At 72.2% G+C, this 14,277-nt stretch carries 9 protein-coding genes; 8 read left to right on the plus strand and 1 reads right to left on the minus strand.

All coding sequences use genetic code 11. The annotated features are described in order from the left end of the window. Positions 1-76 precede the first annotated feature (76 nt). The 7 genes from PV410_RS06745 (at position 77) to obgE (ending at position 11,823) form a co-directional block, all read left to right on the plus strand. Complete coding sequence (locus PV410_RS06745) at positions 77-2,962, plus strand: bifunctional glycosyltransferase/CDP-glycerol:glycerophosphate glycerophosphotransferase (RefSeq protein ID WP_500322940.1); 2,886 nt, start codon at positions 77-79, stop codon at positions 2,960-2,962. Beyond that, positions 2,959-4,104, plus strand: coding sequence for a glycosyltransferase (locus tag PV410_RS06750; RefSeq protein ID WP_500322941.1), 1,146 nt, complete (start codon positions 2,959-2,961; stop codon positions 4,102-4,104). The genes PV410_RS06745 and PV410_RS06750 overlap by 4 nt, the downstream gene beginning before the upstream one ends. Positions 4,105-4,344: 240 nt before the next feature. Next, positions 4,345-5,118, plus strand: coding sequence for a TIGR03936 family radical SAM-associated protein (locus PV410_RS06755; RefSeq protein ID WP_499511869.1), 774 nt, complete (start codon positions 4,345-4,347; stop codon positions 5,116-5,118). A 218-nt stretch (positions 5,119-5,336) separates the two neighbouring features. Beyond that, positions 5,337-9,446, plus strand: coding sequence for an Rne/Rng family ribonuclease (locus PV410_RS06760; RefSeq protein WP_500322942.1), 4,110 nt, complete (start codon positions 5,337-5,339; stop codon positions 9,444-9,446). A gap of 232 nt (positions 9,447-9,678) precedes the next feature. Further along, positions 9,679-9,999: a 50S ribosomal protein L21 gene (gene rplU, locus PV410_RS06765; RefSeq protein ID WP_018556584.1), complete on the plus strand. Its 321-nt coding sequence runs from the start codon at positions 9,679-9,681 to the stop codon at positions 9,997-9,999. Positions 10,000-10,013: 14 nt separating this feature from the next. After that, on the plus strand, positions 10,014-10,268 hold the full coding sequence (rpmA, locus tag PV410_RS06770) for a 50S ribosomal protein L27 (protein ID WP_449706282.1): 255 nt from the start codon (positions 10,014-10,016) through the stop codon (positions 10,266-10,268). A gap of 115 nt (positions 10,269-10,383) precedes the next feature. Beyond that, entirely contained in the window at positions 10,384-11,823 is a 1,440-nt protein-coding gene (gene obgE / locus PV410_RS06775; RefSeq protein WP_500322943.1) for a GTPase ObgE, read from the plus strand. Positions 11,824-11,916: 93 nt separating this feature from the next. Here the strand turns inward: obgE and PV410_RS06780 are convergent, their stop codons facing one another. After that, positions 11,917-12,996, minus strand: coding sequence for a CDP-alcohol phosphatidyltransferase family protein (locus tag PV410_RS06780; protein ID WP_500322944.1), 1,080 nt, complete (start codon positions 12,994-12,996; stop codon positions 11,917-11,919). Between the two features lie 265 nt (positions 12,997-13,261). Between PV410_RS06780 and galE the strand changes: the two genes are divergently transcribed. Beyond that, the gene (gene galE / locus PV410_RS06785) at positions 13,262-14,245 is read left to right on the plus strand and encodes a UDP-glucose 4-epimerase GalE (protein WP_500322946.1); all 984 of its coding nucleotides are present in this window, start codon (positions 13,262-13,264) and stop codon (positions 14,243-14,245) included. Positions 14,246-14,277: the final 32 nt, after the last annotated feature.

The following is a 14,277-nucleotide window of genomic DNA, read 5'->3' on the forward strand; positions in this document are numbered from 1 at the left end:
CGTCTGTTTTGCCGCGCCCGGTGGACGCGTGCGCGGTTCTTCCCGTGGTGACCCTGTACCCCGACTAGAGGTGGCCGTGCCAAGTTTGTCCTCCGAAGCGGCGGAGACCGCGCCGGACGTAAGCGTTGTCGTCATCGTCTACAACGACGCGGAGCGGTTGCCCGTGGCGGTCCGGTCGGTGCTCGACCAGAGCCTCCGCACGGTCGAGGTGATCATCGCCGACGACTGCTCGACGGACGGGTCGTTCGAGGTCGCACGGTCCCTCGAGGCCGCCCATCCCGGCCGCGTGCGCGCCCTCCGGTTGCCGGAGAACAGCGGCGGCTGCGGTGAGCCGCGCAACCAGGGCATCGCTGTGGCGCGGGGCAGGTACGTGATGTTCCTCGACAGCGACGACACCCTCGAGTCCGACGCCTGCCGGAACATGTTCGAGGCCGCCGAGCGCACCGGCTCCGACTTGGTCTCCGGGGTCTGCGTGCGGGTGTACGTCGACAGCCGGGACGGCAAGGAGACCGACTGGTACCCCGCGCTGTACCGGTCGACCCGCACCGTCGAGTCCATCGAGGAGGTGCCGGAACTCCTCTACGACACGCTGTCGACCAACAAGTGCTACCGGCGCGACTTCCTGCTCGAGAACGACCTGCGGTTCCCCCGGGGCATCCACTACGAGGACCTGCTCTTCTCGGCCCAGGCCTACATCACCGCGAAGCGGATCACCCTCATACCCAACCGGGTCTACTTCTGGAACGTCGTCCAGAAGTCGGAGGTCAAGTCGATCAGCAACCGGCGCGACGAGATCAGGAACTTCTCCGACCGGGTCGAGATCCACCGGCGCATCGACGCCGTCCTCGCGGCGCACGGGCTCGACGAGCTCAAGCAGCACAAGGACCGCAAGTTCCTCAAGCACGACATGGTGCTCTACCTCCGCGAACTGCCGTTCCTGGGCGAGGAGTACCGGAACCAGTTCACCGAGATAGCCCGCGACTACCTGCGGGGCTTCCCCGACGAGGCGTACGCGGAGACCAACTCGATCCAGCGGATCTGCTCCTACCTCCTGGTGCAGGGCGACTGGGCCAACCTCATGCCCGCGATCGACACGCTGATCAACCGTCAGAAGCTGTCCGCACCGCTGGTCGAGCGGGACGGCAGGATCTACTGGTGCGCCGAGCACCTCGACGACCCGCGGGGCCGCCGGATCCTCGACGTCACCGACCTCGGTTACCACGGGCGCCCGCTGGCGAAGATGAAGCTCCGCAACCGGCTCACGTCGTACACCGAGCAGTCGGGCACGGTCGCGATGTCCGGAACGGTGGTCAACCCGCTCGGCCGGATCACCCCGGACAGCAAGCTCAAGGCGACCCTGGAGTTCCTGCCGCGCAACAGCGGCGCGCGGCCCCTGCGCTTCCCCGTCGGCGCCGTCCGTCACGAGGGCGACGTCATCGCGTGGGAGGCCGAGGCCCCGCTGAGCCGCAAGCTGCGCCCGGTCGGCGTGGTGGACCCGGTGTGGAACGTGCGCCTGAAGCTGACCGTGGACGGCGTGAGCACCCTCAGCCGGATCACGGTGGGGGACACCGAGCTCCCGGAGCAGGGCACGATACGCATCCGGCCCCGGCTGACCCGGCTCGTCGCCGACCACCTCGAACCGGAGGTGTCGACCAAGCACCACCTCGCCTTCGTGCTCTCCCAGCAGGGCAAGGCGGCCCAGCGGGCCATGGCGCTCATGCACCGCAACCTCGACGGGTTCGTGGGCAGGCCCGCCAAGGCGGGCTACCGCATGGTCGCCGGCCTGCGCAAGAGCCTGAACTCCGGCCCGGTCAAGGTGCGCATGTACCACCGGATGCTGCGCGTCCTCCCGGTGCGCAAGGGCACGGTGGTCTTCGAGAGCCAACTCGGCAAGCAGTACAGCGACAGCCCCCGTGCGATCTACGAGGAACTGCGGCGGCGCAACGTGAAGTTCCGGCCGGTGTGGTCCTACGCGGACCGGCCGGAGGACTTCCCGGCGGACGCCCGGCTGGTGCGCCGCTGGTCGTACCGGCACCTGCGGGCCCTGGCCCAGGCGGAGTACTGGATCGACAACCAGGGCATGCCCCTGAAGCTCGGCAAGCGCCGCGGTACCACCTACATCCAGACCTGGCACGGCTCCGCGCTCAAGCGCATGGGCTTCGACGAGGCCGTGTACCGCATGAAGCCCGAGGCCGAGCGCGAGGCCTACCAGCGCTCGCTGGACCGCTTCGACCACTTCGTCCTGCGCAGCGAACACGACGCGCGCACCCTGGCCAGGGCCTACCGGGTGCCGGAGGAGAAGTGGCTGCGCACGGGCTACCCGCGCAACGACGCCCTCGTCCGCGGCCGCAACGCCACCACCCCCGACCCGGCGGTGCAGGCGCTCGCCGAACGGCTCGGCATCCGCAAGGACCTGCCGGTGGTCCTCTACGCGCCGACCTTCCGGGCGCAGGAGAACGGCAAGGTCGCGCCCTTCGAGTTCGCCTTCGACCTGCAGCGTTTCGTCGACGAACTCGGCGACCGCTGCACCCTACTGGTGCGCACCCACTACCTGAACCAGGTGACCCTCCCGCCGTCCGTCGGGAACCGGGTTGTCAACGTCTCCGACGAGCACGACATCACGCCGCTCTACCTGCTGGCCGACGCACTGGTCACCGACTACTCGTCGGTGATGTTCGACTACGCGCTGCTGCAACGGCCGATGGTGTTCTTCGCCTACGACTGGGAGGAGTACGCCAAGGACGCGCGCGGCACCTACTTCGACCTCCTCGAGCAGGCGCCCGGCCCGGTGGTGCGGGACGCCGACGGGCTGTTCGCGGCCCTCGCCGACCTGGACGGCACCGCGTCGGCGTACTCGGCACGGCTCAAGGAGTTCGTGGAGGCCTACGGGGAGTACGACCAGGGCGACGCCGCGGCTCGGATCGTCGACCGCTTCTTCGGTGCGAAAGGGGAGCCCCGATGACGGGCCGGGACATATTCTTCGTCGCCAACGAGGTCGACGAACTCGGCGGCGTGGCCCGCTGGCAGACCCAGATGGCGCGGTTGCTGGCAGGCCGTGACCACCAGGTGCGCGTCATCGGCATCGCGCCGGCGCGCAACCCGATGGACCTCGGTCAGGACCCGGGCTTCGGGACGGAGACCCTGCACGCCGTCCGGCCGAGGCCGAAGCGCCGCAAGGGACGGCCCCTCGGAGTGCTCGACGTCGTGGGCCTGTGGCGGGACGCCCGGCGGAAGGCCGAGGTCCGCAAGGCCGTGGACCGGCTGTCCGAGCTGTTCCGCGCCGCCCGTCCCGGTGCGGTGATCATCGTCACCCAGGTGTGGGCCATGGAATGGGTCCGGCTCGCGGACACCGCCGGGCACACGGTGATCGGCATGAGCCACGAGTCGTACGAGTACTCCCGCATGTCCTCCCGGTTCCGGCGTGTGGAGGAGTACTACGCCGAGGCCGACCGCCTGCTGCTGCTGACGCAGGAGGACGCCGACCGCTGGATCCGGCGGGGCCTGAACAACGTCGGGTTCATGCCCAACCCGTTGCCGATGATGCCCGGGTCGTCCTCCCCGCGGACCGAGAAGGTCGTCGCCAGCGTCGGGCGGCTCGACGACCAGAAGGGCATCGACATGCTGCTCGACGCCTGGGCGGAAGCGGCTCCGCAGGTGCCCGGCTGGAGGCTGCGGCTGTACGGCACCGGCGAGCTGGAGGCCGAGCTGCGCGCGCAGTGCACCGCACTGGGTCTGGACGACAGCGTCGAGTGGATGGGGCAGACCGACGACGTCGTCGGGGCGCTCCACGGCGCCTCGCTGTTCGTCCAGTCCTCCCGCGGCGAGGGTTTCCCGCTGGCGCTGATGGAGGCGATGGCCTGCGGGCTGCCGTGCGTGGCCTTCGACTGCGCCCCCGGCGTCCACGAGATCGTGCAGGACGAGGTCGACGGCCTGCTCGCCGCGCCGGGCAACGTCTCCGAGCTGGCGCGTCAGCTCGTGCGGATGATCCTTGACCAGGACCTGCGAGACACCATGGGCGAGCGGGCACGGGTCAACGTCCAGCGGTACTCGCCGGAGCGGATCACCGACCGCTGGGAGGAGCTCTTCGCGTTCATGGAGCGCTGAGCGGAAGCGGCCCGAGGGGCGCGCGGGGTGCGGACGGTCACCCGGCGCGCCCCTCGGCGCGTCCAGGACCGCGTGGACGGGCCCGGTCCGGACGGCCCCGGCGAGCCGTCCGGAACCGGAAGGCCGGAACCCCCAGTAATCTGGAAGGCACAAGCAACCCCGTCCGGGGTGACCAGACGTACGAAGGACTGAACGACACTGGGCAAGCGACAGCCCGAAGGCCCGCCGCCCGCACCCGCGGTGCAGCGCATTCGACTGCGCTACACCAAGCGCGGCCGCCTCCGGTTCACCAGCCACCGCGACTTCCAGCGCGCATTCGAGCGGGCTCTGCGCCGCGCCGGGGTGCCCATGGCCTACTCGGCGGGTTTCACCCCGCACCCCAAGGTGTCGTACGCCAACGCCGCACCCACCGGCGTCGGAAGCGAGGCCGAGTACCTGGAGATCGCGCTCGCGGAGGCACGTGAGCCGGAGAAGCTGCGCCTGCTGCTGGACGAGTCACTGCCGGCCGGCCTCGACGTGGTCGAGGCCGTCGAGGCCCGCACGTCGGGGCTCGCCGAGCGGCTGGAGGCGTCCGTGTGGCAGCTGCGGCTGGACGGTGTGGAGCACGCCGAGGCCGAGCGGGCCGTGGCCGCGTTCCTCGCCGCCGGGACCGTCGAGGTCCAGCGGATGACGAAGAACGGCGTGCGGACTTTCGACGCGCGCGAGGCCGTGACCCGGCTCGAAGCGGTCGATCCGCAGGTGGCCGGGGCCCAGGACGGCATTCTCGAACGGGATGCCGATAGGCCGACACCAGGAGCTTGTGCGATACTGCGGCTGGTTGTTCGGCATGTGACACCTGCTGTACGACCCGACGACGTCCTGTCCGGCCTCCGCGCGGTGGCCGACCTCGCGCCGCCGGTCCCCGCTGCGGTGACCAGGCTGGCGCAGGGGCCGCTCGATGAGGAGACCGGCACGGTGAACGATCCGCTCGCGCCTGACCGCGATGTCGCGGCGGCGCCGGAGGGATCCGCCTAGGACCGTCGTCGTCGTGCGGCCGACGCATCCGGGGAAACCCGGGTCCGGCAGCACACATCAGACGAGACTTTCGTCGGTCCGTCAGTGCGGTGCCGACGAGCTACACGACAGTTCCCGTGTGGCGCCCGCGCCCCCGGGCGGCGGCCCCGCTGAGACGCGGGCCGCCGCGTACCGGACCAGGACGCGGCGCCCGGGAACGCGACGGGAGAAATGCCCGCATGCTCGAGACCAACGAGCCGAACGAGGCGCCCGAGAACGGCGCCACCGAAGCCGCCTCCGGCGGCACCGACACGGAGGCGACGGTCGCTCCGCGCCGCCGTCGCCGCGCGGCCAGCCGCCCCGCGGGACCGCCCGCGGCCGGTGAGGCCGGTCAGGACCTGACGTCCGGCGCCCCCGCGGGGGCCGCCGAGCCGCCGGCCATACCGGCCGAGGCCCCATCCGCCGATTCCGAGGCCGAACCCGCCCCCGTGCGCACCCGGCGCCGGGCGACCCGCAAGTCCTCCGCCCCGGAGCCGCAGCCGGCCGGGTCCGCGGAGGAGGCGGCCGAGGCCGCCCCCGCCCCGGCCCGTCGCCGCGCGACGCGGAAGGCCACCGCTCCTGCGGCCGCCCCTGAGGCCCCCGCCGCGGTGACCCCTGCCGTGGAGGCCCCTGCCACCGAGACCTCCGGGGCCGAGCAGGCCGAGCAGCCTGCGGCTCCGGCGCGTACCCGGCGCCGTGCCACGCGCAAGGTGACCAGCCCCGAGCCGGTCGCGGGCGGCGAGGAGACGGCCGGCCCCACGGCCGCCGCCGACACGCAGGCCAAGGAGCTCCAGGCCGACCTGCCGCTGCACGCCGAGGCCGCCCCCGGGGCGGAGCAGGCCGAGCAGCCTGTGGCTCCGGCCCGTGGCCGGCGCCGTGCCACGCGCAAGGTGACCAGCCCCGAGCCGGCCCCGGCCGAGGACGTGGCCGCCGCCGACGCGCCCGCGAAGGCCCTGCAGGAGGAGCCCGCGGAGAAGCCGAAGCGGGGCAGGGCCGAGAAGCCCCAGGCCGAGAAGTCCAGGACGACCCGTTCGCGGCGGCGTACCGCTCCGGCCGCCTCCTTCCTCGCCGCCGACGACGGCTCCCGCCGTCTGAAGCCGGGCGCTCTCGCGCCGCGTGACGAGGCAGCGGCCCAGGCCGGGGACGAGGCCGCCGAGGGCGCCGCCCCTGAGCAGCGCACCTACACCGCCAAGGCCGTCCCGGACGGTTCCGGCTGGGCCGTCGAGGTCGAGGACGCCTACGAGATCCGCGGCTACGGCGACACCGTCGAGGAGGCCCGCGTCGCCGCGGTCGCGGCCGTCGCGGAGGCGTTCGGCGTCCCCGCGGACACGATCGTCATCGAGGTCCAGGAGGCGCAGGGCGCCGAGCCCGCCGCGGTCCCCGAGGCCGAGGCCGCCCCTGAGGTCGAGCCCGAGGCGGAGCCCGCCCCCGCGCGGGGCCGCCGCCGGGTCGTACGGCCGCCCATGGCCGTGTTCCAGGCTCCGGTGTTCCAGGCCCCCGGTGTGGTGCAGGCGGAGCAGCCCGCCGAGCGCGAGGAGCGCGAGGAGCAGGAGGAGCCCGAGGCGGACGAGTACGCCGCCGAGACCGGTGGGCGCCGTCGTCGCCGCCGCCGGCGCGGGGAGCCCGTGGAGGCCGCGGAGGCGGTCGTGACCGAGCACGCCCCCGAGGAGCCCGCCCCCGCGCAGGAGGACGAGGCGGAGGACGAGGCCGACGAGCACGAGGCCGACGAGCACGAGGGTGAGGGCGGCGAGCGGCCGTCCCGCCGTCGCCGCCGCGGTGGCCGCCGCCGTCGTCGCGGCGAGGCCCTCGACGGCGAGGAGGGCGCGGTCGGCGAGGACGAGGAGGGCGAGGACGCCGGGGACGAGTCCGAGGAGGACGAGGAGTCGGCCGAGAGCAGCAGCACCAGCCGCCGCCGTCGTCGTCGCCGTCGCCGTGGTGGCGAGGGGACGGCCGAGGAGAGCCTGGGCGAGGACGCTCCGGAGCGCACGGTCGTCAAGATCCGTGAGCCGCGCAAGCCGGCGGAGCCGGTCGACGAGGTGCAGTCCATCAAGGGCTCCACCCGTCTGGAGGCCAAGAAGCAGCGGCGCCGCGAGGGCCGCGAGCAGGGCCGCCGGCGTGTGCCGATCATCACCGAGGCCGAGTTCCTGGCCCGCCGTGAGGCGGTCGAGCGCGTCATGGTCGTCCGTGAGAACGGCGACCGGACGCAGATCGGCGTGCTGGAGGACGGCGTCCTCGTCGAGCACTACGTCAACAAGGAGCAGGCCACCTCGTACGTCGGCAACGTCTACCTGGGCAAGGTCCAGAACGTGCTGCCGTCCATGGAGGCCGCGTTCGTCGACATCGGCAAGGGCCGCAACGCGGTGCTGTACGCCGGTGAGGTCAACTTCGAGGCGCTGGGCATGGGCAACGGCCCGCGGCGCATCGAGGCGGCCCTCAAGTCCGGCCAGTCGGTGCTGGTCCAGGTCACGAAGGACCCGATCGGCCACAAGGGCGCCCGCCTGACCAGCCAGGTCTCGCTGCCCGGCCGCTACCTGGTCTACGTGCCCGAGGGCTCGATGACCGGCATCAGCCGCAAGCTGCCCGACACCGAGCGCGCCCGGCTGAAGCAGATCCTCAAGAAGATCGTTCCCGAGGACGCGGGCGTCATCGTGCGCACCGCCGCCGAGGGTGCGAGCGAGGACGAGCTGCGCCGTGACGTCGAGCGGCTGCAGTCGCAGTGGGAGGACATCCAGAAGAAGGCCAAGAGCGGCAACGCCCCGTCGCTGCTCTACGGCGAGCCGGACATGACCGTCCGGGTCGTCCGCGACATCTTCAACGAGGACTTCGGCAAGGTCATCGTCAGCGGTGACACCGCCTGGGAGACCATCCACGGCTACGTCTCGCACGTCGCGCCGGACCTGGCCGAGCGGCTGGGCCGCTGGACCTCCGAGGTCGACGTCTTCGCCACGTACCGGATCGACGAGCAGCTGCTGAAGGCGCTGGACCGCAAGGTCTGGCTGCCGAGCGGCGGCTCGCTGGTGATCGACCGGACCGAGGCGATGGTCGTCATCGACGTCAACACCGGCAAGTTCACCGGCCAGGGCGGCAACCTGGAGGAGACGGTCACCAGGAACAACCTGGAGGCGGCCGAGGAGATCGTGCGCCAGCTGCGGCTGCGCGACCTGGGCGGCATCATCGTGATCGACTTCATCGACATGGTGCTGGAGTCCAACCGCGACCTCGTCATGCGCCGGCTGCTGGAGTGCCTGGGCCGGGACCGCACCAAGCACCAGGTGGCCGAGGTCACCTCGCTGGGCCTGGTCCAGATGACCCGCAAGCGGGTCGGCCAGGGCCTGCTGGAGTCCTTCTCCGAGACCTGCGTGCACTGCAACGGCCGCGGCGTCATCGTCCACATGGACCAGGCCACGGCGGCCGGTGGCGGCGGCAAGCGCAAGCGCCGTCGTGGCGGCGCGGCGGAGGAGCCGGCGGTCGCGGAGACCGCCGCCCTCACCGAGGCCGAGGAGGCCGCGGAGGAGGCTCCCGAGCTGGAGCCGGTCGCGGTCACCGAGGCCGAGCTGGTGCCCGCCGTCGGCGGGGACGAGGACTGGTACGGCAGCCCGGCCGAGGCCGAGGCGGCGGCGGGCCGGCGTTCCCGGCGGCGCGCCTCGCGGCGGGTCACCGCCCCCGTGAGCTCGCCGGACGCCACGGCCGAGATCGTCACCGTCGTCCCGTCGGCCGCCCCGGTCACCGAGCCCCAGGCGGCGGAGGCCGCGACGGCCACCGCCCCCGAGGCGCCCGCCGTCGTGGGCACCGCCGAGACGGCGCAGGAGCCCGCCGCACCGGTCCGCGGCCGGCGCCGGGCGACCCGCAAGGCCACCGCGCCGAGCGCCCCCGCCGGTGAGGCCGCCACCGTGGTCGTCCCCGCGGCGGAGCCGGCCGTTCCGGCCCCGGCCCCCGAGCCGGAGCCGGTGGCGGAGGTCCAGGCGCCGGCCGCGCCGGTGCGCCGTCGCGCCACGCGCAGGGTGTCCGCCCCCGCGGGCGCGCCGTCCGCCGGCGAGGAGGCCGCGGTCGTGGTCGTCCCCGGCACCGAGGCGCAGCCGGAGGAGACCCCGGCGGCCGAGGCTGGGACGGAGGCCGCCGAGGCCGGGCAGGCGGAGCCGAAGAAGCGGGCCGCGCGCAAGACGGCCGCGAAGAAGGCACCGGCGAAGAAGGCCGCCGCGAAGAAGACGGTCGCCAAGAAGACCGCCACCAAGAAGACGGTGGCCAAGAAGACGACGGCGAAGAAGGCCGCCGCCAAGGCCACGGCCGAGGCGCCCACCGAGGCGTCCTGACCCCGCGTCACCGTCCGCGGGCCGTTCCCCACCGGGGGACGGCCCGCGGCGCGTGCGGGGTCGGGCAGGCCCCGGTTTGACCCCATCGGGGACGCCCCGTAACCTTGACCTTCGGCGTTTTGACGCCCATTCCTGAGCATCTTCCTACCGGCCACGGCCGGCAGAGGCCCCCCAGCACCGCAGGGACGGCTGGCGTCAGGAGTGACGATCCGAGCGAGAGAGTGAGTTCCGCGTGTACGCAATCGTGCGCAGCGGTGGCCGCCAGCACAAGGTGGCCGTCGGCGACATCGTCGAGGTTGACAAGATTTCCACTGGCAAGGTTGGCGACGCGGTCGAGCTCTCGACGCTCCTCGTCGTCGACGGCGACGCCGTCACCAGCGACCCGTGGGTGCTGGCCGGGATCAAGGTCCAGGCCGAGATCGTGGACCACCACAAGGGCCAGAAGATCGACATCCTGCGGTACAAGAACAAGACCGGCTACCGCCGTCGTCAGGGTCACCGTCAGCAGTACACGGCCCTGAAGATCACCGGCATCCCCGCCGCTGCGAAGTAAGGGACTGAGGAGAGATGGCACACAAGAAGGGCGCATCGTCCACCCGGAACGGTCGCGACTCCAACGCCCAGCGGCTCGGCGTCAAGCGCTTCGGCGGCCAGGTCGTGAACGCCGGTGAGATCATCGTCCGCCAGCGCGGCACCCACTTCCACCCCGGCTCGGGCGTCGGCCGTGGCAAGGACGACACGCTGTTCGCCCTCGCCGCCGGTGCGGTCGAGTTCGGCACCAGCCGTGGTCGCAAGGTCGTGAACATCGTCCCGGTCGCCTGATCGGCCGCGATACGACTTCACCGAGGGCGGACCCTGTTTCCCGGACCGGGAAGCAGGTCCGCCCTCGGCGCGTTAACCCACAGACATTCCCGTACGCATCTGGAGGAACATCCGCATGACCACCTTCGTGGACCGCGTCGAGCTGCACGTCGCCGCGGGTAACGGGGGCCATGGCTGCGCCTCCGTGCACCGGGAGAAGTTCAAGCCGCTGGGCGGCCCGGACGGCGGCAACGGCGGCCGTGGCGGCGATGTGACGCTGGTCGTCGACCAGTCGGTCACCACGCTCATCGAGTACCACCACCACCCGCACCGCAAGGCCACCAACGGCAAGCCCGGCGAGGGCGGCAACCGTTCCGGCAAGGAGGGCACGGACCTGGTCCTGCCCGTCCCGGACGGCACCGTCGTCATGGACGGGCACGGCAACGTGCTCGCGGACCTCGTCGGCCACGGGACCACCTTCATCGCCGGCCAGGGCGGCCGCGGCGGCCTCGGCAACGCGGCGCTGGCCTCGGCGCGCCGCAAGGCGCCGGGGTTCGCGCTGCTGGGTGAGCCCGGGCAGAGCCGGGACCTCGTCCTGGAGCTGAAGACGGTCGCCGACGTGGCGCTGGTCGGTTACCCGAGCGCGGGCAAGTCCTCGCTCATCTCCGTGCTCTCGGCGGCCAAGCCGAAGATCGCGGACTACCCCTTCACCACGCTCGTCCCCAACCTGGGCGTGGTCACGGCCGGTTCGACCGTCTTCACCGTCGCCGACGTCCCCGGGCTCATCCCGGGCGCCAGCGAGGGACGCGGCCTGGGCCTGGAGTTCCTGCGGCACGTCGAGCGCTGCAGCGTCCTGGTGCACGTCCTGGACACCGCCACCCTGGAGTCCGAGCGCGACCCGCTGAGCGACCTCGACGTGATCGAGGCGGAACTGCGGGCGTACGGCGGTCTCGAGGACCGTCCGCGGATCGTCGTCCTCAACAAGGTCGACATCCCCGACGGCCAGGACCTCGCCGACATGGTCCGCCCCGACCTCGAGGCGCGCGGCTACCGGGTCTTCGAGGTGTCGGCGGTGGCCCACAAGGGCCTCAACGAGCTGTCCTACGCCCTCGCCGGCATCGTTGCCGAGGCGCGCGCCGCCCAGCCGGTCCAGGAGGCCACCCGTATCGTCATCCGGCCCAAGGCCGTGGACGACGCCGGCTTCACCGTCACCGCCGAGGACGGCTTCTACCGCGTCCGCGGTGAGAAGCCCGAACGCTGGGTGCGCCAGACCGACTTCGCCAACGACGAGGCCGTCGGCTACCTCGCCGACCGGCTCGCCCGCCTCGGTGTCGAGGAGCAGCTGGTCAAGGCCGGCGCCCGTGAGGGCGACGAGGTCGTCATCGGCGCCGAGGACGACGCCGTGGTCTTCGACTGGGAGCCGTCCGTCGCGGCCGGCGCGGAGATGCTCGGACGCCGCGGCGAGGACCACCGCTTCGACGAGCCCCGGCCGGCCGCGCAGCGCCGCAAGGACCGGGACGCCGAACGGGACGACGTCCAGAAGGAGTTCGAGGGTTTCGACCCGTTCGACTCCTGAGCCGCGACCGCGAAGGACAAGGGCCGGCCCCCTCACCGAGGGGGCCGGCCCTTGTCCGTGCACTGCCGGCCGGGGGACCGGCCGGCGAGCGGTTCAGCTCATGGACGTCTGCAGAGGCGTCGCGCTGTCGCTCTCGTGGTACGAGCGGGCCTCCTCGTCGAGGTCGGCCATCACGCGCTCGAAGTCGCGCGTGGAGAGCAGCAGCTTGTAGATGATGGCGAACTCGAAGATCAGCAGCAGCGCGGCCGCGGCGATCGTGGTCCCGATGATGGCACCGGTCAGCGGCGCGATGATGAAGACCGCCATCTGGAACTCGATGCCGCTGATCAGGTGCGGCCGGACCCGGTGTCGGATCAGGAAGTCGCGGAAGGCCGCGTAGGGGCCGAAACGGTCCTTGAACGTCACCTGAAGGTCGATGACCCGTCCGGGCGCGGCGTCCGAAGCCTGGTCGGCCGGGGTGGCGGCGTCCGCCGCGACCGTGGCGGCCGGCCGGGCGGCGTCAGGACCGGTCCACTGCGCGGGGACGGTCCGCACGGACGCGTCCGCCTCCGTCTCGGCCTCGGCCTCGTTCCTGGCCTCCGCCTCGGCCTGCGTCTCGTCCTCCGAGCGCTCGCGCAGCAGGTCCTCCATGAAGGCGTGCGGCTTGGCGGAGTCGAGCTCCTGCAGGCGCTTCTGGATCTTCTTGCGCATGCCGTGCCGCACCTTGAAGATCTGCAGCGCGTCGAGGTACCGCAGCGCGTCGAGGAAGATCACCGCGAGGGCGAGCCACATGTAGACGGGGTTGTCCGTGCGGTAGAACTGGCCGCCCATGAGGGCCGCGGCGCAGCACACCACGCGGATGCGGTCGAAGATGTAATCGAGCCAGCCGCCGAACTCGGAGCCCTTGCCGGTGAGCCGGGCCAGCTTCCCGTCCATGCAGTCCAGGATGAAGCTGAAGTGGTACAGCACGGCGCCGATGATCAGGTACTTCCAGTCGGCGAGCGCGAAGCAGGCCGCGGCTCCCAGGCCGAGGAAGAGGGCGCCCCAGGTGATCTGGTTGGGGGTGAGTCGGGTCCACCTGGCCGTCCAGCGCACCAACGGGGTCGCCACGGGGTCGACCAGGAAAACGGTCCACCAGGCGTCCCGCTTCTTCTCGGTGAGGCGCCGTACTTCCGCGAGCGGCGGTATTTCCATGGACCAGAACCCTTTCGAGGCGAATCAGGCACCGAACCGGGGCAGCGGATCGGTTGAGGCTGGGACGCGTCCGCGATGCTGCGCGGGCCGTCGGGCGAGCGGTGTCCCGCGGTGGGGCCCGCTCCAACCGTTCCTACGACGCGGGGCGACGGCAAACGGTTGTGTGGATGAATGGATAGTAAACAAAAAGTCGGCGGAGTGTACCGCGGGGCCCGTCCCGCAGGGGGTTCGGGGCCGCCGTTGGAGAGCCGTTAGGATGCGTCGGATGACGTGGTTGATTACTGGCGGTGCCGGATACATAGGGTCGCATGTGGTGAAGGCCATGGTCGACGGCGGCGAGCAGGTCGTCGTCGTGGACGACCTGAGCACCGGCGACCCGCAGCGGCTGCCCGCCGGGGTGCACCTGGAGAAGGGCTCTGTGCTGGACGCGGAGCTGCTGGACCGGGTGCTGCGCGATCACTCGGTGCGCGGGATCGTGCACATCGCGGCGAAGAAGCAGGTCGGGGAGTCGGTGGAGCGTCCGCTCCACTACTACCGGGAGAACGTCCAGGGCCTGCAGACCGTCCTGGACGCCGCGGTGCGCGCCGGGGTGACCAGCTTCCTGTTCTCGTCCTCCGCCGCGGTCTACGGGATGCCCGACGTCGACCTGGTGACCGAGGAGACCCCGTGCGCGCCCATGAGCCCGTACGGGGAGACCAAGCTCGTCGGCGAGTGGATGGTCCGGGCGACGGGTGCCGCCCACGGCATCGCCACCGCCTGCCTGCGCTACTTCAACGTGGCCGGCGCGGCCACGCCCGAGCTGGGTGACGCGGGGATCTTCAACCTCGTGCCGATGGTCTTCGAACGGCTCTCCCAGGGGAAGCCCCCGCTGATCTTCGGCGACGACTACGAGACCCCCGACGGCACCTGCGTGCGCGACTTCATCCACGTCGAGGACATCGCCTCCGCCCACGTCGCCGCCGCGCGCCGGCTGGCGGAGGACCCGACCGCCGCCCTGGTGCTGAACATCGGCCGCGGCGAGGGCGTCTCGGTCGCCGAGATGGTGGGCATCATCGGCTCGGTCACCGGCCGCACCGACGCGACGGCGCAGGTCATCGAGCGCCGCCCCGGCGACCCCGCCCGGGTCGTCGCCTCCGCCTCGCGGATCGAGGAGGAGCTGGGCTGGACGGCCCGCCACGAGGTGCGCGAGATGGTCGCCTCCGCCTGGGCCGGCTGGTGCCTGCGCCACCCGGAGCAGCCCCGGCACTGAGTTCCGTCCCCAAGACCGCGGGAGGGGGGCTG

Origin of the sequence: Streptomyces sp. PA03-5A (assembly GCF_033792725.1) — a bacterium.
Lineage (GTDB): Bacteria > Actinomycetota > Actinomycetes > Streptomycetales > Streptomycetaceae > Actinacidiphila.